The 22,978-nt window shown below is 59.3% G+C and carries 30 protein-coding genes; 15 read left to right on the top strand and 15 right to left on the bottom strand.

Going from position 1 to position 22,978, the window contains the following annotated elements; all coding sequences use genetic code 11:
- The first annotated feature begins 223 nt into the window (after positions 1-223).
- The 3 genes from V8J63_RS17080 to V8J63_RS17070 all read left to right on the top strand — a co-directional run bounded on the left by V8J63_RS17080 (position 224) and on the right by V8J63_RS17070 (position 2,774).
- Positions 224-628 carry a TraR/DksA family transcriptional regulator gene (locus tag V8J63_RS17080; protein ID WP_016775095.1) on the top strand — a complete coding sequence of 135 codons (405 nt, stop codon included), beginning with the start codon at positions 224-226 and terminating at the stop codon, positions 626-628.
- A gap of 228 nt (positions 629-856) precedes the next feature.
- Positions 857-2,461, top strand: coding sequence for a methyl-accepting chemotaxis protein (locus V8J63_RS17075; RefSeq protein ID WP_336464380.1), 1,605 nt, complete (start codon positions 857-859; stop codon positions 2,459-2,461).
- A gap of 109 nt (positions 2,462-2,570) precedes the next feature.
- The gene (locus V8J63_RS17070; RefSeq protein ID WP_130888768.1) at positions 2,571-2,774 is read left to right on the top strand and encodes a hypothetical protein; all 204 of its coding nucleotides are present in this window, start codon (positions 2,571-2,573) and stop codon (positions 2,772-2,774) included.
- A gap of 6 nt (positions 2,775-2,780) precedes the next feature.
- Here V8J63_RS17070 and V8J63_RS17065 read toward each other — a convergent pair whose 3' ends face one another.
- Both V8J63_RS17065 and V8J63_RS17060 read right to left on the bottom strand, forming a co-directional pair.
- Positions 2,781-3,020: a DUF2789 family protein gene (locus V8J63_RS17065; RefSeq protein WP_016775092.1), complete on the bottom strand. Its 240-nt coding sequence runs from the start codon at positions 3,018-3,020 to the stop codon at positions 2,781-2,783.
- Positions 3,021-3,070: 50 nt separating this feature from the next.
- Entirely contained in the window at positions 3,071-3,283 is a 213-nt protein-coding gene (locus V8J63_RS17060) for a hypothetical protein (RefSeq protein WP_397427861.1), read from the bottom strand.
- A 478-nt stretch (positions 3,284-3,761) separates the two neighbouring features.
- On the opposite strand from V8J63_RS17060, the gene V8J63_RS17055 reads away from it, so the two are divergent.
- From V8J63_RS17055 to V8J63_RS17040, 4 genes are all read left to right on the top strand, one after another.
- A complete protein-coding gene (locus tag V8J63_RS17055; protein WP_024013252.1) occupies positions 3,762-4,211 on the top strand; it encodes a hypothetical protein in 450 nt (149 codons plus the stop codon).
- Positions 4,208-4,405, top strand: a complete 198-nt coding sequence (locus V8J63_RS17050) for a hypothetical protein (protein WP_016775089.1) — start codon at positions 4,208-4,210, stop codon at positions 4,403-4,405. Before V8J63_RS17055 ends, V8J63_RS17050 begins: the two co-directional genes overlap by 4 nt.
- A gap of 125 nt (positions 4,406-4,530) precedes the next feature.
- Positions 4,531-5,547 (top strand): ABC transporter substrate-binding protein, encoded by a 1,017-nt coding sequence (locus tag V8J63_RS17045; RefSeq protein ID WP_076562406.1) that lies wholly within the window; start codon positions 4,531-4,533, stop codon positions 5,545-5,547.
- 92 nt (positions 5,548-5,639) lie between these two features.
- The gene (locus V8J63_RS17040; protein ID WP_130901911.1) at positions 5,640-6,080 is read left to right on the top strand and encodes a DUF3995 domain-containing protein; all 441 of its coding nucleotides are present in this window, start codon (positions 5,640-5,642) and stop codon (positions 6,078-6,080) included.
- A 114-nt stretch (positions 6,081-6,194) separates the two neighbouring features.
- Here the strand turns inward: V8J63_RS17040 and V8J63_RS17035 are convergent, their stop codons facing one another.
- The 7 genes from V8J63_RS17035 to V8J63_RS17005 form a co-directional block, all read right to left on the bottom strand.
- Positions 6,195-6,557, bottom strand: a complete 363-nt coding sequence (locus V8J63_RS17035) for a Na+/H+ antiporter subunit G (protein WP_130901912.1) — start codon at positions 6,555-6,557, stop codon at positions 6,195-6,197.
- Positions 6,554-6,832 carry a K+/H+ antiporter subunit F gene (locus tag V8J63_RS17030; protein ID WP_336464379.1) on the bottom strand — a complete coding sequence of 93 codons (279 nt, stop codon included), beginning with the start codon at positions 6,830-6,832 and terminating at the stop codon, positions 6,554-6,556. The genes V8J63_RS17035 and V8J63_RS17030 overlap by 4 nt, the downstream gene beginning before the upstream one ends.
- On the bottom strand, positions 6,829-7,317 hold the full coding sequence (locus V8J63_RS17025; RefSeq protein WP_130901913.1) for a Na+/H+ antiporter subunit E: 489 nt from the start codon (positions 7,315-7,317) through the stop codon (positions 6,829-6,831). The genes V8J63_RS17030 and V8J63_RS17025 overlap by 4 nt, the downstream gene beginning before the upstream one ends.
- On the bottom strand, positions 7,314-8,993 hold the full coding sequence (locus V8J63_RS17020) for a monovalent cation/H+ antiporter subunit D (protein WP_130901914.1): 1,680 nt from the start codon (positions 8,991-8,993) through the stop codon (positions 7,314-7,316). The genes V8J63_RS17025 and V8J63_RS17020 overlap by 4 nt, the downstream gene beginning before the upstream one ends.
- Positions 8,990-9,334 carry a Na+/H+ antiporter subunit C gene (locus V8J63_RS17015; RefSeq protein WP_016775082.1) on the bottom strand — a complete coding sequence of 115 codons (345 nt, stop codon included), beginning with the start codon at positions 9,332-9,334 and terminating at the stop codon, positions 8,990-8,992. The genes V8J63_RS17020 and V8J63_RS17015 overlap by 4 nt, the downstream gene beginning before the upstream one ends.
- Complete coding sequence (locus tag V8J63_RS17010) at positions 9,334-12,252, bottom strand: monovalent cation/H+ antiporter subunit A (RefSeq protein ID WP_336464378.1); 2,919 nt, start codon at positions 12,250-12,252, stop codon at positions 9,334-9,336. The genes V8J63_RS17015 and V8J63_RS17010 overlap by 1 nt, the downstream gene beginning before the upstream one ends.
- A gap of 170 nt (positions 12,253-12,422) precedes the next feature.
- Positions 12,423-13,358, bottom strand: a complete 936-nt coding sequence (locus tag V8J63_RS17005) for a DMT family transporter (RefSeq protein ID WP_336464376.1) — start codon at positions 13,356-13,358, stop codon at positions 12,423-12,425.
- Positions 13,359-13,443: 85 nt separating this feature from the next.
- On the opposite strand from V8J63_RS17005, the gene V8J63_RS17000 reads away from it, so the two are divergent.
- Together V8J63_RS17000 and V8J63_RS16995 are read left to right on the top strand one after the other, a co-directional pair.
- Entirely contained in the window at positions 13,444-14,007 is a 564-nt protein-coding gene (locus V8J63_RS17000; RefSeq protein WP_024013243.1) for a helix-turn-helix domain-containing protein, read from the top strand.
- Positions 14,008-15,411, top strand: coding sequence for an FAD/NAD(P)-binding protein (locus V8J63_RS16995; RefSeq protein ID WP_336464374.1), 1,404 nt, complete (start codon positions 14,008-14,010; stop codon positions 15,409-15,411).
- A gap of 202 nt (positions 15,412-15,613) precedes the next feature.
- On the opposite strand, the gene ppnN is transcribed toward V8J63_RS16995, so the two are convergent.
- Positions 15,614-16,987: a nucleotide 5'-monophosphate nucleosidase PpnN gene (ppnN, locus tag V8J63_RS16990; protein ID WP_122612505.1), complete on the bottom strand. Its 1,374-nt coding sequence runs from the start codon at positions 16,985-16,987 to the stop codon at positions 15,614-15,616.
- 223 nt (positions 16,988-17,210) lie between these two features.
- Between ppnN and V8J63_RS16985 the strand changes: the two genes are divergently transcribed.
- Positions 17,211-17,738: a DUF3087 domain-containing protein gene (locus V8J63_RS16985; protein ID WP_038860192.1), complete on the top strand. Its 528-nt coding sequence runs from the start codon at positions 17,211-17,213 to the stop codon at positions 17,736-17,738.
- Here V8J63_RS16985 and V8J63_RS16980 read toward each other — a convergent pair.
- Complete coding sequence (locus tag V8J63_RS16980; RefSeq protein WP_041480792.1) at positions 17,735-18,121, bottom strand: DUF2784 domain-containing protein; 387 nt, start codon at positions 18,119-18,121, stop codon at positions 17,735-17,737. The genes V8J63_RS16985 and V8J63_RS16980 overlap by 4 nt on opposite strands.
- A 129-nt stretch (positions 18,122-18,250) precedes the next feature.
- On the opposite strand from V8J63_RS16980, the gene V8J63_RS16975 reads away from it, so the two are divergent.
- Positions 18,251-18,394: a hypothetical protein gene (locus V8J63_RS16975; protein ID WP_164488351.1), complete on the top strand. Its 144-nt coding sequence runs from the start codon at positions 18,251-18,253 to the stop codon at positions 18,392-18,394.
- Positions 18,395-18,438: 44 nt separating this feature from the next.
- Here V8J63_RS16975 and V8J63_RS16970 read toward each other — a convergent pair whose 3' ends face one another.
- Both V8J63_RS16970 and V8J63_RS16965 read right to left on the bottom strand, forming a co-directional pair.
- On the bottom strand, positions 18,439-18,711 hold the full coding sequence (locus tag V8J63_RS16970) for a hypothetical protein (RefSeq protein WP_016775076.1): 273 nt from the start codon (positions 18,709-18,711) through the stop codon (positions 18,439-18,441).
- A gap of 263 nt (positions 18,712-18,974) precedes the next feature.
- Complete coding sequence (locus V8J63_RS16965) at positions 18,975-19,655, bottom strand: SOS response-associated peptidase (RefSeq protein WP_323168118.1); 681 nt, start codon at positions 19,653-19,655, stop codon at positions 18,975-18,977.
- A 197-nt stretch (positions 19,656-19,852) separates the two neighbouring features.
- Here V8J63_RS16965 and V8J63_RS16960 point away from each other — a divergent pair, with 197 nt between their 5' ends.
- Together V8J63_RS16960 and V8J63_RS16955 are read left to right on the top strand one after the other, a co-directional pair.
- Positions 19,853-20,752: a polysaccharide deacetylase family protein gene (locus V8J63_RS16960; RefSeq protein WP_336464372.1), complete on the top strand. Its 900-nt coding sequence runs from the start codon at positions 19,853-19,855 to the stop codon at positions 20,750-20,752.
- Positions 20,753-20,857: 105 nt separating this feature from the next.
- Entirely contained in the window at positions 20,858-21,100 is a 243-nt protein-coding gene (locus tag V8J63_RS16955; protein ID WP_016775073.1) for a DUF1652 domain-containing protein, read from the top strand.
- A 3-nt stretch (positions 21,101-21,103) separates the two neighbouring features.
- Here V8J63_RS16955 and V8J63_RS16950 read toward each other — a convergent pair whose 3' ends face one another.
- On the bottom strand, positions 21,104-21,466 hold the full coding sequence (locus tag V8J63_RS16950) for an NUDIX hydrolase (protein ID WP_336464434.1): 363 nt from the start codon (positions 21,464-21,466) through the stop codon (positions 21,104-21,106).
- Positions 21,467-21,684: 218 nt separating this feature from the next.
- Between V8J63_RS16950 and V8J63_RS16945 the strand changes: the two genes are divergently transcribed.
- Positions 21,685-21,882, top strand: coding sequence for a DUF2188 domain-containing protein (locus V8J63_RS16945; RefSeq protein WP_336464371.1), 198 nt, complete (start codon positions 21,685-21,687; stop codon positions 21,880-21,882).
- A 56-nt stretch (positions 21,883-21,938) separates the two neighbouring features.
- On the opposite strand, the gene V8J63_RS16940 is transcribed toward V8J63_RS16945, so the two are convergent.
- Entirely contained in the window at positions 21,939-22,178 is a 240-nt protein-coding gene (locus V8J63_RS16940; RefSeq protein ID WP_038862200.1) for a hypothetical protein, read from the bottom strand.
- Positions 22,179-22,362: 184 nt separating this feature from the next.
- Between V8J63_RS16940 and V8J63_RS16935 the strand changes: the two genes are divergently transcribed.
- A complete protein-coding gene (locus tag V8J63_RS16935; RefSeq protein WP_024013232.1) occupies positions 22,363-22,698 on the top strand; it encodes a hypothetical protein in 336 nt (111 codons plus the stop codon).
- The last annotated feature ends 280 nt before the right edge of the window (positions 22,699-22,978 follow it).

The following is a 22,978-nucleotide window of genomic DNA, read 5'->3' as shown; positions in this document are numbered from 1 at the left end:
CGATGGCCGTGTGAAGCCTGTGTCAGAGCAGTTTCCAGGTCCTGTCGGACAAATTCCCTGTATTTACAGTTGCTGAGGTCTTGATCGGGCCTTAGACTGCCGCCCCTCGTAAATTGAGTGCCGGGTGGCGTTTGCAATAAAACGATGCCTTTTCGACGGCCGACACGGTTCGCCGAAACGCTCCCTTATTCGCCTTAATGCACGTTTTTTTATAGAGATATCAATGACAAAGGACAAGTTGCTGGCTATGCCGGCAGATGACTACATGAATGCAGAGCAACACGCTTTCTTCACTGAGCTGTTGCAGAACATGAAAGTCGAAACCCACGAGCGCATTGAGCAAAACCGTATCGCCATCGAAAGCCTGGACACCCCGGCTGACCCGGCGGACGCGGCTTCGGTTGAAGAAGAGCGCACTTGGCTGGTCAACGCGATCGATCGCGACCAGCGCATGCTGCCGCAACTGGAACAAGCCCTTGAGCGCATCAAGGACGACAGCTTTGGCTGGTGCGACGACAGCGGCGAGGCCATTGGCCTGAAACGCCTGCTGATCAGCCCGACCACCAAGTACTGCATCGAAGCTCAAGAGCGTCACGAGCAGATCGACAAGCACCAGCGTCAGGCCTGATTCCATGGCGGCCCCTGAATAGGGGGGCGCCTGCAAGAGATCGCAGCCTTCGGCAGCTTCTACATGGAGTTGCGGGAGGCTGCGATCTTTGTTTTTGCTCGTCTGCGCTATTTCCCCCGTTGTTCCATTGACCTGCCACAGACCCCACGACTAACGGACCATGGATAATGGCGTTGTAGTGGCGTTTAATGCAGTCACAACAATGAGAACAAACGTGGGGTGATCAAGATGACGAGAGATGGATCTCTGGTTGCGGCGCTGCCTGCACCAGTGCTTTTGCCGAAAAACCGCTGGATCGCGCCGACCCTGCAAAGCATCGCCCTGATGCTGTTGCTGGCCGGCATGGCTATGGCCGAGTGGTCGCTCTACCTCGGCATGCCGCTGGCGATACTGATTGTCTGGCTACCGCGCCTGCGTTCGCGCAGCGCTCCTGTTGCCGTCCCGGTCGATAGTGCGAGCGCATTGTCCGCACTGACCCGCGATCTTTCCTACACCACCAGTCACAACGCACTGTCAGCCGCCGGCGTGGCGTTCTCGGTCAAGGCGCTGGCGAACAAACTCGAATCGCAACTCGACGCGGCGGCGCAGATCGTCAGCAACGCCGAGGTGATGATCGCCACCGAACAGGCGACTTCACAGCTCAGTCGCGACGCGCTGGATGCCGCCAGCCAAGCGCATCACAGCAGCGCGGCGGGGCGCAGCGAACTGCTCGACTCGATTTCGCGCATGCAGCAACTCAGTCAGCGCGCCAACGCCAGCCGCGAATTGATCGAGGCCCTGAGTGTGCGCAGCGACGACATTCAGCGGGTGACGCTGGTGATCCAGTCGATTGCCAGCCAGACCAACCTGTTGGCGTTGAACGCTGCGATTGAAGCAGCCCGGGCCGGTGAGCATGGTCGCGGTTTCGCTGTGGTCGCCGACGAGGTGCGCGGACTGGCCGCGCGTACGGCGGCGGCCACGGGTGAGGTCGGTGAGATGGTTGCTGACATTCAGCAACGCACCGCGCAAGTGGTGGCGCAGATTCGCGAGTTGTCGAGCGATCTGCACACCGGCGTCGAACAGGTCGAGCACACCGGTCAGCATCTGGAAAATATCGCGCGACTTGCCGCCGGAGTGGAAACCCAGGTCAGCGAAATCGCCCGTGGTGCGCAAACCAATCGCGAGCAGCTTGATGCGCTGTTCATCGCCATCGAGCAAATGCGCAGCGATCTGGCAATCAGCGATCAGCAGACCCGCCGCCTCGCCGAGGCCGCTGTGCAGATGGAAGGACAGGCGGAAACCATCAGCGAGCGCCTGGCCGAGGTCGGCCTGGATGACTATCACCAGCGCATTTATGACTTGGCGCGCGAAGGTGCGAGCCAGATCGCGGCGCGCTTCGAGGCGGATGTCGAGCAGGGGCGGATCAGCCTGGATGACCTGTTCGATCGCAGCTACCAGCTGATTTCGGGCACCGAACCAGCCAAATTTCAAACCCGCTTTGATCGATACACCGATCAGGTCTTGCCGGCGATTCAAGAACCTTTATTGGCGCGTCATGAAGGGCTGGTTTTTGCGATTGCCTGCACGCAGCAGGGTTATGTACCGACGCACAACCAGGCATTCAGCCAGCCATTGACCGGCGATGTGCAGGTCGACACGGTAAATAATCGCACCAAACGCAAATTCGCTGACCGCACCGGTATCCGCTGCGGCAGCCATCAGCAACCGGTGCTGTTGCAGACTTACACGCGCGATACGGGTGAGCTGATGCATGATTTATCGGTGCCGATCATGATCAATGGCCGACACTGGGGCGGGTTGCGTCTGGGCTATAAACCTGAGAATCCGCGCTGAGATTATTACCGGTGACGCAATGAATCTGTGCACGGCGGTTGCTGTTTCCTCTCGACGGAAAGCATTAATCTGACGACTTAGTTAGGTAGCTAATTATTTCGGAGGGCACATGCAGTGCAGGATAGACGTGGCAGTGATGATCGGCAGCGGTGTTCCGGCCGGCTTACGTGCGATGGGGCGCAGTGTTTGCTGGGTAGTTTTGCTCAACGGGGAGCGACGCGGCACAGCCTTCGCCAGTCGCGATGAAGCGGAGGAGTGCAAGGCTGCCTGGCTCGAACAATTGAACATCGAGCCCGGCGACAGCCTGCACTGATCGTACTTACTTGCCGCGATGCAAACGTACGTTCAGCTCATCGACGATCGGCGCTTCTTCGCCATCGGCCCGCAGCCATTCCTTGAGTAATTGCGCCTGCTGGGGTGACCAGAAGTCGGCATCGATGAGTTTAGTGTCCGGATCCAGCGGATGTGCTTCGACAAAATCATTGATCGACGCTTCATCCGAGGGCAGGCCCAGCTGTTCGAAAAGGGTGGTCAGGTTAAGCTCGGTTGGCAGTTCCATCATCTACTCCTGGGTCGGTGCCGGTGCGGCTTGTTCGTTCACTCCCCTTATCAGAGGCAGGCGCTGGCGTGGAGTTCGATTTTTGATTCAAGCGAGCGGGCGAGGGCGCAGGCTTCGTTGTGATTGCCACGGAAACCTCTGACACGTCCCGTGGATATCTCCTTGATGTGAAAGAACGCAATACCCGCTGGCACCACTTGAAAGTGTGGGGTTCGATGATTGTTAGAAGATGTCGGAAGGTTGTCTAGGTCGGCAACCTTCATCGTCAGAGGTGTGTTGATTCGCGCGTCGGCCGACGTGGCAAAATGAGTCAAAGTGCACATATGAAGTCCTTTTCATCAGTCGGCCGGGATTTAACGGCCGTTGCGGGTAGTCGTAAGGAGCATCGCTGCTCTAGAATCGCCAGTACCTGTTGACGACCGGGCTTATCTAAAGCAATTTTTCGCCAGCGATATGTCGGAAAAGTGCTTTTTTTCGTGAGAAATTTCCCTGAAGTTCGTAGTCAGATTTGCTCCAGTCGCACTTGAGGCTTTTTCCTTCAAGGTTTGCCGATTTCGGAGCGGGTTTCACTAATGACAATCCAGTAGTCTACGAACCTTGCGATCAAGAGCGCTTCGCTCGCTTCGGGTTTTTGAGTGATTTTGCAGTTTTCATCGGCATTGCCGTTTTTTGCCGTGCGTGTTTTCCGCTGCACGGTTTTTCAAATGTGGGGATGTTTCTTTGGCAGTCAGTAACCTCGATATGCATGCTTTGTTCGTGCTGGGTGATTTGCGTGCAAAGCTGGTCAAGCAATTCCAATCACGTTTTGTTTACATCACCGAGCAAAACGCCGAAGGCATTTACATCGCCGAAATCGATACCGAAAGTGCATTGGTAGTCGATGACAAACCGGGGCTCAAACTCAAGGTTGGCGACCATTTCATCGCGTCAGTGTTGCCCAGCCGTGAAGGCGGCAAGATGGACATTCGCTTTCGCGACATCAAACTCACGGTTTACGGCTTGGGCGACTACGCATTTGTCAGTACGGCCGACGGTCACGCGATTCTGTTCAAGGAAGGTCATAGCGTCGTCACGGTGTTCGCCGCCAATGAACAATTGCAGGAAGGCCTGACCAAAACCTTGAAAGCCGTCACCGCCAAGGCTGCCAAATGGCGCAAAGGTGAACTGATTTCCTTCAAGGCCAGCGAGTGAGCCGCGCGCACTTCCATTCGCAAAATCTCGACAGCGCACGCGAAGACGCTCAGCGCCTGTTCGCCCGCAAGGCCGAACTGCAAGGTGCCTGGCTGAGTTGGGTGGCTTCGCAGCTCTACGCATTGCAACCGGCGGCATACGCCAGCATGGTCAGACGTGAGCTGCAAAGCCTGCAGGAAAAGTCTGAAACGTAACCTCGCACGCAGCGGACCCCGGAAAAAGCAGGAACCTCGGCTAAAGTCAGTTGACTGAGTCATTCAGAGGCTTGCGTTTCTGTCAGGCCAACTGCCATTGCTGTGAACAGCACGAGGTGTGATGCATGAACGGATTTCGACGGTTACTGGCCGCCAGCGTGGCCACCTTTGGTTTGCTGACGTCAGCGCAATCGCTGCAGGCGGCACAGGCGCCGATCCACTTTGCCGACCTGAACTGGGAAAGCGGCAGCCTGATCACCGAGGTGCTGCGGGTGATCGTCGAGAAAGGCTACGGCTTGCCGACCGATACCTTGCCGGGTACCACGATTACCCTTGAGACCGCGCTGGCCAATAATGACATCCAGGTGATTGGCGAGGAGTGGGCCGGGCGCAGTCCGGTCTGGGTCAAGGCCGAAGCCGAGGGCAAGGTCGTCGGTCTGGGCGATACGGTAAAGGGCGCCACTGAAGGCTGGTGGGTGCCGGAATACGTGATCAAGGGCGACCCGGCCAAAGGCATCAAACCGTTGGCGCCGGATCTGCGCAGTGTCACTGATCTGAAGAAATACAAGGACGTATTCAAGGACCCGGAAAGCCCGGGCAAAGGGCGTTTCCTCAACAGCCCGATCGGCTGGACCTCGGAAGTGGTAAACAAGCAGAAGCTCACGGCGTATGGCTTGCAGGACGACTACACCAACTTCCGCAGCGGTTCCGGCGCTGCGCTGGATGCCGAGATCAGCTCTTCGATCCGTCGCGGCAAACCGGTGCTGTTCTATTACTGGTCGCCGACGCCACTGCTTGGCAAATTCAAACTGGTGCAACTGGAAGAGCCGCCGTTCGATGCCGAGGCGTGGAAGACGCTGACAGACGCCGATAATCCCAATCCGAAACCAACCCGCTCGCTGGCATCGAAACTGTCGATTGGCGTGTCTACGCCGTTTCAAAAGCAGAACCCGCAAATTGCCGAATTCTTCAGCAAGGTCGATTTTCCCATCGAGCCACTGAACAAGGCATTGGCGGATATGAGTGACAAGCACACCGCGCCTCGTGAGGCGGCGGTCGCGTTCATGAAGGCGCATCCGGATGTGTGGCAGGCGTGGCTGCCCAAGGATGTGGCCGACAAGGTGACGGCTGATCTGAAATAACGCGGTCAACGCCGTGCACCGCCGACCGGTCGTGCACGGCCAAAAAATCCGACTACGATGGTTTGTTCAAATCCCTTTGAAGGATTTCAACCATGACCTTTGTGTTGGCTCAATGGCTGGTGACTGTGTTCGCGGCAATCGGCCTGATGCATGTGTATTGGGCGTTGGGTGGGCAATGGGCGGCTGCGGTGGTGGTGCCGCAGGTGCCGGTGTCGGGCCTCGTCGCCACGGTACGCCCGGCCTTCAAGCCCTCAGGCTGGCTGACGCTGGCAGTCGCCGCTGCGCTGCTGATAATTGCGGCGCTGGTTTGTATGCGGGTCGGTTGGGGCGTGCCGGCGGTGCAGCACAAGGCACTGCAATGGGTGATCAGCGCGATCGCGTTGCTGATGTTCGCTCGGGCGATCGGTGATTCGAATCTGGTCGGGTTCTTCAAGGAAGTGAAGGATTCGCGATTTGCGCGGCTGGATACCTGGGTGTATTCGCCGTTGTGTGCGCTGCTGGGGGCGGGGTTGTTGGCAGTAGCGTGGGTTTGAGCCGATCCGGAATTGGCGACGCCCCGACTGGCCTCTTCGCGAGCAGGCTCGCTCCCACAATCGAGGGCGCGTTCCTACTGTAGCGATGGCGCCATCACAGGCGCCACAAAATCATCAGTTACCACTTTCAGTCTGACGACTGCTCACCTCGGCCGGCACATCATCCCCGGCCATACGTTTGCGGAACAACGCCGCCCGCGCCAGCAGCAGGGTGGTCACCGGCACGGTGATCGCCAACAGAATCGGAATCAGCCAGGCATGCACCACTGGCCCGGACTTCAGCGCTGAAAAGCAAATGATCGACGCCAGTGCCACACACCAGGCACCGATTGTCGAGGCCAGCGCTGGCGGGTGCATACGCTGGAAGTAATCCTTCATGCGCAGCAATCCGGTTGCGCCCAGCAGGGTAAACACGCCGCTGAGCACCAGCAGCACCGCCACCGGAATCTCGACCCATAAAGACAATTCGGTATTCATTCGATCACCTCGCCACGCAGCAGGAATTTTGCCAGGGCAAACGAGCCGACGAAGCCGAACAGCGCGATCAGCAGCGCCGCTTCGAAGTAGGTATCACTGGCGTAACGAATGCCCAGGGTCAGCATCATCAGCATCGCGACGATATACAGGTAATCCAGCGCCAGTACCCGATCCTGAGCTGACGGGCCTTTGAAAAGGCGCACCAGGGTCGCCGCCATCGCCACGCAGTACAGAAACAGCGTCAGCAGAATCGCATTCGACAGCAATGGGCTCATTCGAAAATCTCCATCAACGGTCGCTCGTAAGTGCTTTTGAAGTGCTCGATGAACTGCGCTTCGTCGTGCAGATCCCAGACGTGCAGCAACAGAACGCTGCGGTCCAGCGCCAGTTCCGACCATACAGTACCGGGCACCACGGTGCAGATCATCGCCAGTGCCGCCAGACCGTGGGCATCGCGCAAGTCCAGAGGCACCTTGATAAAGCATGAGTTGGGCGGACGACGTCCCGCGTTGACTACGCCCCAGGCGACGATCAGGTTGGACATGATGACGTCGCGGCCGACCAGGAAGAACAGACGCAGGATGGCCATGGGGTTGCGGATGCGCGCACGTTTCGGCCGCAATTTGCGCATCATCAGCGGCGCAGCGAAACCCAGCGCGGCACCGAGCAGCAGATTGCCCGGGCTGACGGACAGGTTCAGGGTCAGCCACAGAATCCACAGGGCCAGCGATAACCACGGTGCCGGGAACAATCGATTCATGGCTGCACCTCGAGCATGTCGGCTCTGGCTTGCGGGCTCGGCACCGCCCGAGTGCCTAGAACTGCGAACACATATTGCTGCGGATTGTTCAGCGCATCGGCCGTGGCCTGGGTGTAGCGCAGCAGCGGTTCAGCCTTGAACGTAAGGGCAATGCTCAGCCCGAGCAGCAGGAAAATCGGCGCGCATTCGAGTTTGCGCAGCAATGGTGACGGGCGCTCTTCCGGCGTCCAGAAGCGCTGAATGCCGAGGCGCGAGAAGGCCATCAGCGAGGCCAGACCGGTCAGGATCAACAGCGCCAGCAATCCCCATGCGCCGGGAGGCAGCGGCGCCGCAGTGCCAAGTCCCAACGGGTTGAGCAATGCCCCGATCAGGCTGAGCTTGCCGATAAATCCGGACAGCGGTGGCATGCCGATGATCAACAGCGCGCAGGCAATAAAGCTCAAACCAAGAAAGGCCATGGTCCACGGGATGACTTGGCCGACCACGGCTTTCTGCTCGTCGTCGAGGTTGATGCCCTTGGGCGGTTGCAGCGATTCCTGTGGACGCGGCAGCAGTTCGCTTTCGTCTTCCAGCGGAATTTCGTTGGCCGAGCGCGAGCGCTCGATCAGTTCGGCGAGCATGAACAATGCGCTCAGCGCCAGGGTCGAGCTGACCAGATAGAACAGCGCAGCGCCGATCAGGTTCGGCTGGGCGAAGCCGATCGCCGAGAGCAGGATCCCCGCCGACACCAGAATGCTCAGGCTGGCCATGCGCTCCAGGCGTTGCGCGGCGATAATCGCCAGCCCTGCGCAAGCCATGGTCGCCATGCCGCCGTAAATCAGCCAGTCGCCGCCGAAGAATGCCGAGGCGCCGGCCTGGCCGGAAAACAACAGGGTCCACAAGCGCAGCAGGGTGTAGACGCCGACCTTGGTCATGATGGCAAACATCGCCGCCACCGGCGCGCTGGCGGATGAATATGCCGGCACCAGCCAGAAGTTCAGCGGCCACATGCCAGCCTTGGCCAGAAACGCTACCGCTAGAATCCCTGCCCCAGCGTGCAGCAAGCCACGGTCGGCTTCCGGCACCAGCGGGATCTTCATCGCCAGATCGGCCATGTTCAGCGTGCCGGTCACCCCGTAGATCAACGCAGCGCCGATCAAAAACAGTGACGATGCCAGCAGGTTGATCGAAATGTAATGCAACCCCGACGATACCCGCGCCCGGCCAGAGCCGTGCAGCAATAAACCGTAGGACGCGGCGAGCAACACTTCGAAGAACACGAACAGGTTGAACAGATCCGCGGTCAGGAACGCGCCGTACAGGCCCATCAGCTGGATCTGAAACAGAGCGTGAAAGCTTGAGCCGGCGCCGTCCCAGCGGGCCATGGCAAACAGCAACGCGCTGACGCCGATGACGCCGGTCAGCACCAGCATCAGTGCCGACAGGCGATCTACCACCAGGACGATGCCAAACGGTGCCTGCCAGTTGCCCGGCAGATACACGCCGATGGAGCCGGGTACGCCGGTGGTCTGCGTCCATTGCAGCAGCATCACTGAAATGAACAGGCCGAGGAGGCTGGAGAACAAGTTGATTTTCGCCTTCAGCGGCCGATGCTTTTCGCCCAGCATCAGCATGATCGCAGCCGTCAGCAGCGGCAGCAGGATCGGTGCGGCGATCAGGTGAGTCATCGCCATCATTCTTTAGGCTCCCGGCCGTCGACGTGGTCGGTGCCGGTCAGGCCGCGCGAGGCGAGCAATACGACGAGGAACAGTGCGGTCATGGCGAAGCTGATGACGATCGCCGTCAGTACCAGCGCCTGGGGCAGCGGGTCGGTGTAATGCAGCAAGTCCTGGGTCACGCCGTCCTTGATCACCGGTTCCTTGCCGATGAACAGGCTGCCCATGCTGAAAATGAACAGGTTGACTGCATATGACAGCAGGCACAGGCCCATGACCACCTGAAAGGTTCGCGGGCGCAGGATCAGCCAGACCCCGGACGCGGCAAGAATGCCGATGGCGATTGCGATGACTTCTTCCATCAGACGGCTCCTTTGCTGGCGACGGACTTGGGCAGCGAGGCCGTCTTGTGGCCGCGCACCGATTGGTGGGCGAGGGCGGTGAGGATCAACAACGTTGATCCGACCACCACGGCGTACACGCCGACGTCGAAGAACAGCGCACTGGCAATATGGATATCACCGAGCAACGGCACGCTGATGTGCCAAGTGTGAGTGGTCAGGAACGGATAACCGGCGACTAGCGCACCGAGACCGGTGGCAGTGGCGAACAGCAGCCCGGTGCCCATCCAGCGCAATGGCCGCAGGCTCATTTGTGCTTCGACCCACTGCGTGCCGGCAACCATGTATTGCAGGATAAAGGCCACCGACATCACCAGCCCGGCGACAAAACCGCCGCCCGGCTGATTGTGCCCGCGCATGAACAGATAAAACGAGACCACCAGGGCGACAGGCAGCAGCAGGCGCACCAGTACCGCCGGCACCATCATGAAGCCGAGCGCGGTGTCGCTGGCCGAACGCGGGTTGACCAGATCGGTGACCACGTCCGGTGCCAGCAGACGTTGCTGGGCCGGCAACTGCAAGCTTTCCTTCGGCGGACGGAAGCGCCGCAGCAGGGCGAACACGGTGAGCGCCACGGCGGCCAGCACGGTGATTTCGCCGAGGGTATCGAAACCACGGAAGTCCACCAGCATCACGTTGACCACATTGCTGCCGCCGCCCTCGGGCAGGGCGCGACTGAGGTAGAACGAGGAAATATGGTTCGGCGTCTGCCGGGTGAGCATGGCGTAGGACAGCAGGGCCATGCCGGCGCCGACGGCAATCGACAGCAGCAAGTCGCGCAGACGACGAATACGCGCCTTGCGCAGGCTGCTCGGCAATGGTGAGACTTCTTCGATACGTCGCGGCAACCAGCGCAGGCCAAGCAGGATCAACACCGTGGTCACCACTTCGACTGCCAGTTGCGTCAGCGCCAGATCAGGCGCCGAGAACCAGACAAAGGTCACGCAGGTCATCAAGCCGCAGACGCTGACCATGGTCAGCGCGGCGAGACGGTGATATTTCGCCTGCCAAGCGGCGCCAAGCGCACAGGCGATCGCCAGCAGCCACAGCGTCACGAAGACAATGGATCCGGGGATTTTCGGCCGGTCGCCCCAGGTCAGCGTGCTGTGCAGCATCGGGATCAGACCGGCGAGCACGGCGGCCGAAACCATCAGGAACAGCTGCATCTGCAAGCGCTTGGTGCCCAGTCGCCGCTCGACGCGCCGGGCGATGCGCATCATTACGACCAGACTGCGCTCGAACAAACGCTTGCCGTTGAAGCGGCCCACCAACGGCGGGTACTTGAAACGGCCCAGCTTGAACTGCTTGCGCAACAACAGATATAGGAGGATGCCGCCGGACATGGCGATCAGGCTCATGATCATCGGCGCGTTCAAGCCGTGCCAGATGGCCAGGCTGTATTCCGGCAACTCCCCGCCAACTACGGGCAGCGCTGCAGCGGCGAGCAATGGCCCGACGATCTGCGCCGGGAAAATCCCCACCAGCAGGCAAGTGAAGACCAGCAACTCGACGGGTGCGCGCATCCAGCGTGGCGGCTCGTGCGGCGTGTGCGGCAGGTCAGTGGCGGTGGGGCCGAAGAACACGTCGACGGTGAAACGCAGGGAGTAGGCCACGCTGAACATGCCGGCGATGGTCGCGACGATCGGCAGAGTAGTTTCGACCCACGCCGTGGCGTTGATGAACACGGTTTCGGCGAAGAACATTTCTTTCGACAGGAAACCGTTGAGCAGCGGCACGCCGGCCATTGAGGCGCTGGCGACCATGGCCAGTGTTGCCGTATAGGGAACCAGCTTGATCAGGCCGCTGAGTTTGCGAATGTCACGGGTACCGCTTTCGTGGTCAATGATGCCGGCGGCCATGAACAGCGAAGCTTTGAACGTCGCGTGATTGAGAATGTGAAACACCGCCGCCACCGCGGCCAGTGAACTGTTCAGGCCCAAAAGCAAAGTGATCAGACCGAGATGGCTGATGGTCGAGTAGGCCAGCAAACCTTTGAGATCGTTCTGGAACATCGCGCAGTACGCGCCGAGCAACAGCGTACAGGCGCCCGCTCCGCTGACGATGTAGAACCATTCCTCACTGCCGGACAGCGACGGCCACAGACGTGCCAAAAGGAAAACCCCGGCCTTGACCATGGTCGCCGAGTGCAGATAGGCCGAGACGGGCGTCGGTGCCGCCATGGCGTGGGGCAGCCAGAAGTGAAACGGGAATTGCGCGCTTTTGCTCAGCGCGCCGATCAGGATGAGTGGCAGAAGAACGGGGTAGAGGGCATGTGCGCGAATCAGATCGCCGGCGGCCAGGACCTTGTCGAGGTCATAGCTGCCGACGACATGGCCGAGAATCATGACCCCCGCCAGCAGACATAACCCGCCAGCACCGGTGACCATCAGCGCCATATAAGCACCGCGCCGCGCATCGGCGCGGTGGTGCCAGTAGCCGATCAGCAGGAACGAGAAGAGGCTGGTCAATTCCCAGAAGAACACGATCTGAATCAGGTTGCCGGAGATCACCAGGCCAAGCATGGCGCCCATGAATGCCAGAAAAAACGCGAAGAAGCGTGGCACCGGGTCGTCCGGCGACATGTAATAACGGGCATATAAAGAGACAAGTGTGCCGATGCCGAGCACCAGCATCGAGAACAGCCAGGCGAAGCCGTCCATGCGCAGAACGAAGTTCAGCCCCAGACTCGGCAACCACATGAATTCTTCGCGGATCACGCCGCCGTAGGCGATTTGCGGGTACAGCATCGCGACCTGAACGGTACCGATCAAAGCGACCAGGCCCGCCAGCAGGGATTCGGCATTACGCGCATTGTGCGGCAGCACCGCTGCCAGACAGCTGCCAATGAACGGCAGAAGCAGTAGAACTATCAGGGACATAGGCTTCTAATCTGCGGAAGTTTGTGAAGCATCATACGTGCCAGCTCCCTGATCACCAAACGCGAGGATGTCTCAGAATCCTACAAAGTAGTTGGGAATTGTGTGTTTGGCGTTGTTTCAGAGGTAACGATGGTGCGCTGCTTTCGCGAGCAGCCAGAAGAGATTGCGGGTCACCCCTGCGTTTCCCGCTCCAGCTCAGCTTCTGCCTCGGTGGACCTTCCCTTGGTCTTCAGCTCACTGATAATCACCGCCGCAACAATCAACCCGGCCCCAACCAGCGCAATTGCCGGCAAGCGCTCTCCGGCAATCCGTCCGACAATCCCGGCCCACACCGGTTCACCGGCATAGATCAACGTCGCCCGAGTCGGCGAAACACTCTTCTGTGCCCAGTTCATCGCTACCTGAATCGCCGCACTCGCCGCGCCCAGGCCCAAAGCGGTCGCCAGCAACAACCAGGAAAAATCCGGAATCACTTCACCTGTCGGGACTACCAGCAAGAACGACAACACCGCCGTCACCGCCAGTTGCACCACCGTCACTCGCCGCACATCCACCTGCCCGGCGAAAGTGCTGATCAAAATGATTTCAGCAGCAATCGCAACGGCGCTGATCAATGTCGCAATTTCTCCCGGACTGAAATTCAGCGCCGCCCCCGAAGGACCCGACAACAACATCAATCCGGTAAACGCCAGCATGATGCCGATACTTGGCATCAACCCCGGACGCCGTCCCAGCACCAGCCATTGCAGCAGCGGCACAAACGGCACGTACAGCGCGGTAATGAACGCCGACTGACTGCTCGGAATGCTTTGCAACCCGACCGTCTGCAAGCCATAACCAAGCATGATCGCTACACCGATGAACGACCCTGCCTTGACTTCGAACAAGGTCAACTCGCGCAAGTGCCGCCAGGAAAACATCGCGACAATCGCCGCCGCTGCGGCGAAGCGCAGCCCGACGAAAAACATCGGGCCGCTGACCGTCATGGCATGTTGCACAATCAGAAACGTGCCGCCCCAGATCATGGTGATCAGCACCAGCACGCACTCGGCTTTGCTGAAGCGGGAGAAGCGGATTGGGGACGCAGAATTGTTTGGCGACATCATGACCTTGCGCACATTAAAAGGGAGGCCGCACAATGCCGCCAACGTTGCGCAGTATACTGCCCAACCCCACCGAGTGAGCAATATAGTGCACAAAGATTTGACTCAGCGAGCCTCCGTTCTGCAACACGTCAGCCAGAACGTTCGACGCTTGCGCCATGCTGCGGATATGAGCCAGACCGCACTGGCGGAAAAATCCGGGGTGAGCCGACGGATGCTGGTAGCCATCGAGGCAGGCGAAAAGAATGTCAGCCTGACCACGCTTGATCGCGTCGCCGAAGCGCTTGACGTTGCGTTCAGCGATCTGATCCAGGCGCACGATGCGCGCGACCCGAGCCGGATCAACGAGGTTGCCTGGGCGGGCACGATTCCCGGCAGCAGAGCCGTGCTACTGTCCAAAGCTACCGCGAGCCGCGAAGTCGAGCAATGGGAGTGGTGCCTGCAACCGGGCGAGGTCTACCCGTCGCAACCGGACGCCGATGGCTGGAGCGAGCAGATCTACGTATTTGAAGGATGCCTGACACTGATGCTCGGCGATCAGGCGCAGCACATCAATAAAGGAGAGTTTTTCATGTTCGCCAGCAATCAGCCGCATGCCTACCGCAACGATGGCGATGTGGCTGCGCGGTTCGTGCGTAATGTGGTGATCTGAATGGAGCAGCCTGCGGACATCCTGATCATCGGCGGCGGCCTCAGTGGCACCATGCTGGCGGTGCAATTGTTACGCCTGCCTGGGCAACGAAGAATTGCGATCATCGAGCCGCGTGCTGAACTGGGACGTGGTGAGGCTTACAGCGCCGTCGAGTTGGGACATACGCTGAACGGCAACGCGGCGCGGATGAGCGTCGACCCGGATAATCCTGATGATCTGACGCAGTGGCTGACCGCGCATATTGCCGGCGGCGGCTGGCCGGAATCTGCCGAGCAGGACGTGCCGGTCAGTGAGCTGTTTCCGCCGCGTGGCCTGTTCGGGGTCTATGTGCAACAGCGTCTGGCCGAAGCCAGGGCAGTGGGTGCGCTGCAAGTTTCGACCGTTGAACATTTCTGTGCCGAGGTCGTCGACCTGCAAGTTGATGCTGGTTCAGTGCAGCTCACCTTGAGCGATGGCCAGACTCTGCGTGGATCGCAGGCGGTGCTGGCCACCGGCATGTTTCCCGCCGCTCGCACGCCGCAGACGCAATCCAGTGGCCTTAACGCTGCAGCGCTCGATCCCTGGGATGTGGCGGCCATGCGCGAACTCGACCCGCAATCCACCGTGCTGATCATCGGCTCCGGTCTGACCATGGTCGATGCCGTGGTATCGCTGGAGCAGGCCGGGCATCGCGGGCCGATCGAGGTGTTCTCCCGGCATGGCCTGCTGCCGCACGTGCGCCGTCAACCGCCGGCGTGGGTGGATTTTCTGGCAGCAGATCACAGCATTCGCACGCCACGCCAGTTGCTGCGCGAGTTGCGTCGACATTGTCGCGACGCAGTCGCCCAAGGCATCGACTGGCAGGCGCCGCTGGATACGGTTCGCGCGCACATCGCGCGGTTGTGGAGTCAGGCGACTGACGTGCAGCGTCGACAATTCGTACGGCATGTACGGCCATGGTGGGAAAGTCATCACCATCGTTCGCCGCCACTGAGCGCCGAGTTGATCGAACGGCTGCACAAGCAAGGGCGCTTGCACATTCACGCCGCGTCTTTCAAGGGCATTGAGCCCGGCGCGGGCGATGCTGTGACCATCCGCATCCGTCCGCGGGGTGAGACTGAAACATCTACAGTGAGCGGTGCGGCGCTGATCAACTCCAGCGGCATTGAATACGATTGGCGGCGAGTCGCACGACCGTTGCCGCAGCAATTGCTGGCGCGGGGACTGGTGCAACCGGGGCCGCTGGCGCTGGGGATCACAGCAAAGGACGGCGCAGTGGTAAATGCCGAAGGGCAGGTGAGCGCTCGGTTGTTTGCCATGGGCCCGCCGTTGCGCGGGATGTGGTGGGAAAGTACGGCGGTGACGGACGTCGCTGCGCAGGCTAAAGCGTTGGCTCGGCGGTTGGTAGATAGCCCGAAAGATTGATGTGTTCTTTCGGGCTTCTTCGCGAGCAGGCTCGCTCCCACAGGGGGATTGAGGTTGTGACTACAATTTGCGCCACACCATAAATCCTGTGGGAGCGAGCTTGCTCGCGAAAAGCGTCATCTGATTCAACGTCTCTGTTGAATGAAAGACCGCTATCGCTGGCAAGCCAGCTCCCACATTGGGTGTGCGTTACGACTTGAAATTACGCAACCACGCGATAGCAAGGCACATACGCCGCGCCACCCGGCAACTTCATCCGGTGCTGGGCGACGAAGGCTTTGAGCAGTGCATCAAGCGGCTGCATGATCGCCGCATCGCCACGGATCTGATACGGCCCGTGCTCTTCGATCAGGCGAATGCCCTTGTCCTTGACGTTACCGGCGACGATCCCGGAAAACGCCCGACGCAGATTGGCCGCCAGTTCATGGGGTGGCTGGTCGCGATGCAGTTTCAGGTTGGCCATGTTTTCGTGGGTTGGATCGAACGGGCGCTGGAAGCCCTCATCGATCTTCAACAGCCAATTGAAATGGAACGCATCGTTACGCTCGCGGCGGAACTGCTTCACCGCTTTCAGACCTTGAGTCATCTGCCGCGCCACTTCGGCCGGGTCGTCGATGATGATCTCGTAATGCTGCTTCGCCGCTTCGCCGAGGGTCGCGACGACAAACGCATCCAGCTGTTCCAGATACGGCGCGGCATGCTTCGGCCCGGTGAGGATGACCGGGAACGGCAGGCCTGCGTTGTCCGGGTGCATCAGGATGCCGAGCAGGTAGAGGAACTCTTCGGCCGTACCGGCGCCGCCCGGGAAAATGATGATGCCGTGGCCGACACGGACGAAGGCTTCCAGACGCTTTTCGATGTCCGGCAGGATCACCAGCTCATTGACGATCGGGTTCGGCGCTTCGGCGGCGATGATGCCTGGCTCGGTCAGGCCGAGGTAGCGACCGCCGTGAATGCGTTGTTTGGCATGGGCAATGGTCGCGCCTTTCATCGGGCCTTTCATCACGCCAGGGCCGCAACCGGTGCAGATGTCGAGGCTGCGCAGGCCCAGTTCGTGGCCGACTTTCTTGGTGTATTTGTATTCTTCGGTGTTGATCGAGTGGCCACCCCAGCACACCACGATTTTCGGCTCGACGCCCGGGCGCAGGGTGCGCGCGTTGCGCAGCAGGTGGAACACGTAGTCGCTGATGCCTTGGGAATTGCTCAGGTCGATGCGCTGGCTGTCGAGTTCGTTCTCGGTGTAGACGATGTCGCGCAGGGCGCTGAAGAGCATTTCGCGGGTGCTGGCGATCATCTCGCCGTCGACGAACGCGTCAGCCGGAGCGTTCAGCAGCTCCAGGCGTACACCGCGATCCTGCTGGTGAATACGGATTTCGAAGTCCTTGTATGCTTCGAGGATGGTCTTGGCATTGTCGACATGCGCGCCGGTGTTGAGGATGGCCAGGGCGCACTGGCGGAAGAGGGTATAGGTGCTGCCGGATCCGGCTTCGCTCAGTTGCTGGACTTCACGTTGAGAAAGGGTTTCCAGACTGCCTTTCGGGCTGACCGAGGCATTGATTACGTGTCGTTGGGTCATGCAGTGATCCTTAAAACGATGTCATCCACAACGCAGCGGATGGCATCCGAATAGTGTGTATCCATGAATGAAGATGGCACGATCTGCGCTATACCGCCATGTCCCCGTTGGACGCTGAAAAGATGAAAAGGAGCCCCAGCATAGCTAAAACCCGGTGCGATGCGATAATGCGCTGGCGAGTTTTTTCCGTTGCGCGTTTTGCCACTCAAGGAAGTCATTTTCGATGTTCGAGATTCAGCCGATGGACCCCGCTACCTTTCGTCAGCAGACCCGCCGCAGCACGATCATCATCGCCGTGCTGTTTCTGCTGCTGGCCATGCTGTTTTCGTCGGTTGCGGTGGCAGTGTTCGGTGAACCCGACGGGGATAACCTGCGTTTCAATGTCGGCGGCGTATTCGTGGCGTTTCTGCTGACGGCGGCGCTGTTGCGCGGGCGTTTCTGGCATCAGACCTGGATGGCCCCGGCGGTGTACAGCTGGCGCCTCAAGCGCAATCTGATGAGCATCACCAATGTCATGCACCAGGTGACAGCGGCGGTGCAGAACAACGATCCGACGGCGATGAAGGTGTTGCGTTTCTATCACCTCGGATTGCTGCAAATGCATGAGCTGGACGGCAACTCCAGCGATCATGGACAACTGCGTGATGAAGTCGAACAGCACAAGGCGCGGATGCAGGCGCAGGGACTTGATTCTGACCAGCCACGCTTCGATCCGCAGTGGCTGGAAACGTTGAAACCGGCCTCGCGTTAAAACGGAATGCGCCGGGCCCGGCGCAGTTTCCACGAGCGCAGCAGTCGTGCGTACACCAACAGGTTGACCGCCAGTACCACGCTGCCGAGGGCCAGTTGAATCTGCGGCGTCAGACCGGCCGGGTAGATGATCGGCCAGATGTAATGCTCAATGAAGCCGCCGGCGTATTCGGTCTGCCCGGCCGCGTGGCGCATGAGGTTTTCCCAGTAGGTCAACGGACAGGTCAGGTGCAATACCTCGACCGCCACGCCCCATGCGGCCGCCGGCAAGTGCAGCCACATCAATCTTGGCCAGCGCAGCACCAGCAGCCCGCCGAACAGTACGAACAAGATGAAACACAAGTGAAACAGCACCAGCCCGTCGGCGGCGATTCGGTAAAGCATGGCGTCTTCCTGACGTAAGGGTGGATGGCGCTATGGTACGCCGCGCGGGACAAAATGCGTTGGTGAATCTGGGCGCGCAAAAGTGTTCTAGCCTTTAACGATCATCAACTGTTCTGAGGTGAGGTGCACATGGCAACTGAGCAAACGCGTGCGGAAGATGATGAGCCAACGGAAGAAGAAATCGAGCAGCAGAAGAGGCAGGAAAAAACCTGGAAGCATGATGACAGCCGCGAGCTGTCGGACCGCGATCAGGAGCGTCCGCTGAAACCTTGAACAACCCATACGAAGAGCCCCGCAGCAGCGGGGCTCTTCGCGTTTCAGAGGTCTGCCAGCTGCGTGAAATCCGGGTAGGTCGCGCGATACCCCAACGTTCGATCGATCCACGCATTGAGCTCATTGACCATCACCGGCGGATGGCCGGGATAACCCTCGAGGGTGCTGCGCAGGGTGCGTTCGATATCGGGCACGCTGTGCAGGTTTCGGGTCTTGATGTAATGGCCGATAAAACAGTCGAGTTCCAGGCGTTCTGTCTTGGACAGATGGACACACTTCAGGCCGCTGACCTGTTTGATTGCAAAATCGTCGCTCACTTATTTCTCTGCAAGGCTTGAAAGTTGTTGATGGATTCCTGATTTCTTTGACTCTTTGGTCAACTGGTATACCAATCGGAAAGGCGGCGCGCATGCTATCCGCAGCGCGGGGAAATGTATGTATGACTGTCGAAATGTCTGACAGGCGGTTGATTCGCTCAAACGGCTGTTTTACGGGGGGTGTATCGCGGTTGAAACACTTTTTGTAACGCGCGGGATTCAATGACGGGCTCGCTTGATTAACGCAGCAGTGAAGTAATTATTTAGTCGACTCGTTCTATCAATTGCGCACCCTGATTACGCGTATTGCCGACCGCTTTGCCGACTTTGTACCATTCGAAGGCCTCACTGGGCTCGCCTTCAAACAGCAGCATCTGCTCGGCGCGCTCCAGTGGCGTAGCCGGATCAAGCCATTCCCGAGCTCGCGCCGAATCGAAGACCACCGGGCGGCGATCGTGAATATCGAGCAGGCCGCCCAGGCTGTCAGCGGTGATGATGACGAACCCGTCGTCCTCCCTTGGCGCAACCCCCGGTGCCGGAAACTGGCCGATACCGGCACAGAAGACCGGAGCCTGATCCGCCCGACGAATCAACCAGGGCTGTCGGGATTTTTCCCCGCTATCAACCCATTCAAACCAATTGTCGACCGGCACGATCAGCCGCTGCCGCCAGATCGCCCGGAAGAACGCGCCGTGGGCGACTTTCTCTACCCGAGCGTTGATAGGTGGGGCGCGATCCCTGGCCCAATGCGGGCGCCAGCCCCAACGCAAATTATCGGCATGAATGGCCTGTTCGTGCTGGTGCAGAACCGCCAGCGCAGTGGTGGGCGCTGCGTTGTAGCGATCCAGTGGCGCATCGCCGACGTGATTGATCAACGCATCGGGGATGCTCAGCACCGCAACGAAATCGTGAATCCCACGGTACTGCGTGAGTCTTCCGCACATGGCTGAAATCTCCTTGAGGAAATTTGAGTCTAGTCGGACCTGCCAATGTGCCGGCCGATGACGCACTGAAACCAGCACCGGAACCAAACCCTGTGTACCTTATCCAACCTGCGCTCGCGGATAGCCGCGCAGGGATGGACAAAGGCGATGGAGTTTTGCCATTCGACAACACGACGGCCTCGGCCTCAGGGCAAGACATGACATCCGGATGCAAATTTCTTTGTGTTGCGCTCATCGCGCTCGGTCTGGCCGGTTGCATCGCCGCGCCGATTGAAATGACCACGCAAACCGAAACGCGCCTGATGGCCCAGGCCCCCGTACGTTTTCTCCTGACGTTCGACGATGGCCCCAGCGCTTCAGGGTTTTGGAATCCCACGGCGACGGTGCTCGACAGCCTCAAAAGCAATCCGCTGCAGGCAGACATCAAAGCCGTGTTTTTCGTGCAGACCCGAGCACCCAGGGCAGGCAACAGCGAGATCGGTCGCAGCCTGATGCGTCGTGAACACGCCGAGGGACATATTCTCGCTTTCCACACCGCGACTCATTGGCACACCAACCATCGCTCGCTCGACCCGCAAGAACTGGAGCAGTCGCTGACCGATGGTAGTGCTGACATCGCCGCTATTACCGGAGCGCCGCCCAAGCTGTTGCGCCCACCGTTCTGGAACTACGACAAGCGCACATTTGCGGCCTATCAAAAACACGGCTTGCACGTCTTGCTCACGGACCTGAGTGCCAACGACGGCAAGATCTGGGGCTTCAACGCCAGCCCTCGGCGTCGGGCGAACATGCTGCGGCAGTTATCGGAAGTGCGCGAGCGCATCGCCGAGGGTCAATTGCCGACGGTGGATGGCGTTATTCCGGTCGTGGTGACGTTCCATGACCTCAATCGCTACACCGCGCGCCACACTCGCGAATATCTGCAGATTCTGCTCGATAGCGCGGCGGCGACCGGGGTCAGACTGGCGGACAAGCCGTTCTACGACAATCAGGCCGCACTGGAAAAAGCTGCGTTGGCGCGTACGGTTCAGCAAAGCGCTGAGCCGGTGAATCTGCCCGGAATGTGGAACTGGATCTGGGATCACGACGCGCATTGAATGGCATGAGTGAGTTGTGATCGGCTTGGCATTCTCTAGCGGGCAATAAACACACCGTGGGTCTATGCTCGATGGATCGATTCTCCGCCTGCGAGGCGCCCGTCCATGCTTGCCATTGCCGATATCTGCCGGATCGTCGAGTCAGGCTTCCCCACGTTCAAGTGTGATTGCACACCGACCGGACAAGGTCTGTTGCGGATCAAGGTGTATGAGCCGGGCAGTGGGCGTGTCGAGTTGTTGCTAGACGGCGTTTCTCCCGAGCATCTGGTGACGATTCGCGATATTTCCAATTTCATTGGTGAGTTGCGCACGGAAATCAGCGCCGGTCGCCGGGCGTTCGCTGGCTGATCGTTATAAACGCCGTTGAAAGGCCTGCACGATGCGCCTTGTCGCTTCATTGGTTTCAAGATTGTGCACGGCATCGAGCGGGTACCAGATGCAATCGACGATTTCGTTCTGCGGGCGCACATCGTCGAGGTTGACCACCGAAGCCTCGTACACATGATGCCGCGTACTGCCCGCCTGAAAATCCATCAGGTACAGGACGTCCTCCGCATTGAGCCCGGTTTCCTCCTGCAACTCGCGCACGGCTGCCGCCGCACGGGTTTCCCCGGGTTCGACCTTGCCGCCGGGCAATGACCAGTGATGGCGGGGTTTGCGTACCAGGAGGATATGGCGATCCTGTTCGCAAATGACGGTGGCGCGTGCTTTGATGATTGCCCTGTTGATGCGTGTCATAAATCCGTAATCAATCTGCAATATTCGAGCCGCAAGCGGATTTAAAGGTTCCCTCTTGATTCGGAGCCATTTGCGTAGCAAAAAGTGCCAGTGAATTGACATGTGCCAGGGCGAATCCGGTTTACACCGCAGCGGGGAGCGGGTGTAAGGTAAGCCCGTACACCGAAAACACCGTTGACGAAATGGAGGTGCTCATGAGCATTCCAATGCTGAACAAGCTGCACATGAACGGTTATGACGTGCTCAGCGTGAACAACGGCCCATGGCGGGTTTGCACTCAGGGCGACCGGTTGGCGTCATTCACCAGCAGGGAGGAAGCGATGGCCTATGCGGCGGCGCTTCCTGGTTACAAGCAACGCGGCAAGCGGGTGCAAAGCCAGAACGTGAGTTGACGCGTTATAACGAAAGAGCCCCGGTTTCGACCGGGGCTTCTTGTTTGGATCAGGAGTCAGTGCACCTTGATTCGGCTGATGGTCCGGGCTTTTACCTCCCTGGCATAGATCTGCAATCTCTCCTCGTCGTTTTGCAGGATTGTGCAAGATCGCAACACAGTCTGGGCGTCTGCCTCGTTACCTGATTTGCGCAATTGTTCGGCAATGCGCTTGAGGTCGACCGCCGACCATCTCAGGTCCGACGCCACGCTTTGCAAATCCCGTTGAAGTTCGTGTTCGTATTCATTGAGCCGCATGATCACCTCCAGAACATTCTCGGTAGAAAAGAGTAGTCGCATTTTTCCACCTGGGGCCAGGCCATCTGACGCCCGGCTGAACCGATGTAAAAAATTGTCCAAACCCCGGTAACGGCGGGGTGCCACGATGGATGTGCACGCCGTTAAACGGTACATTCACGTTTTTTCGGAACAGGTAAACAGCATGCGCGTATGGATCGGCACTTTGGCACTGGCCCTGTTGACGGGTTGCTCGTTACCAGCATCGCTGGTGCCGGGCGAGCCAAACCTCAGCAAGACCAGTGACAAGCCTCCCAAAGAATATGCCGCGTGTTTGTTACCGTTGTGGCAGAAGGACGTGGCCAAGACTTCGCAGACGTCTATTTCCAACGGCTACCGGATTACCGCGCCGAGCATTATCACGGCGGATGAGATTCTCGATATCGTCAAATACAAGGACGGCAGCAAAGTGTCCCTCTATCAGGGGCCGCCTTGGGCCAAGTCCGGATCGCTGCGCCAATCGGTGCGTGACTGCCTGTAACCGGGCGCCCGGATCTCAAAAAAGGCAGACACCGAAGTTCGATGTCTGCCTTTTTTCATTGGATGGAGACTCCCGCCAAACGCTCGCAATGAGCTGTGACAGTTGCCCGCGAGGCGCAGCAGGATCCTTGACTAGGCTTTGAATGTCGGCCCGTGACGGGATCGGCATGACTGAAAGGAGTCTCGGATCATGGATGATCTGGTCAAGGACATCATTCCGCTGTTGCAGTACCTCATCCCGGGGTTTCTATCGACCTGGATCTTCTATTCACTTACGGCAT

It is taken from the genome of Pseudomonas sp. CCNWLW23 (assembly GCF_037095675.1).
GTDB classification, from domain to species: Bacteria; Pseudomonadota; Gammaproteobacteria; order Pseudomonadales; family Pseudomonadaceae; genus Aquipseudomonas; species Aquipseudomonas atacamensis.
This window is presented reverse-complemented; position numbering and strand designations above follow the sequence as displayed.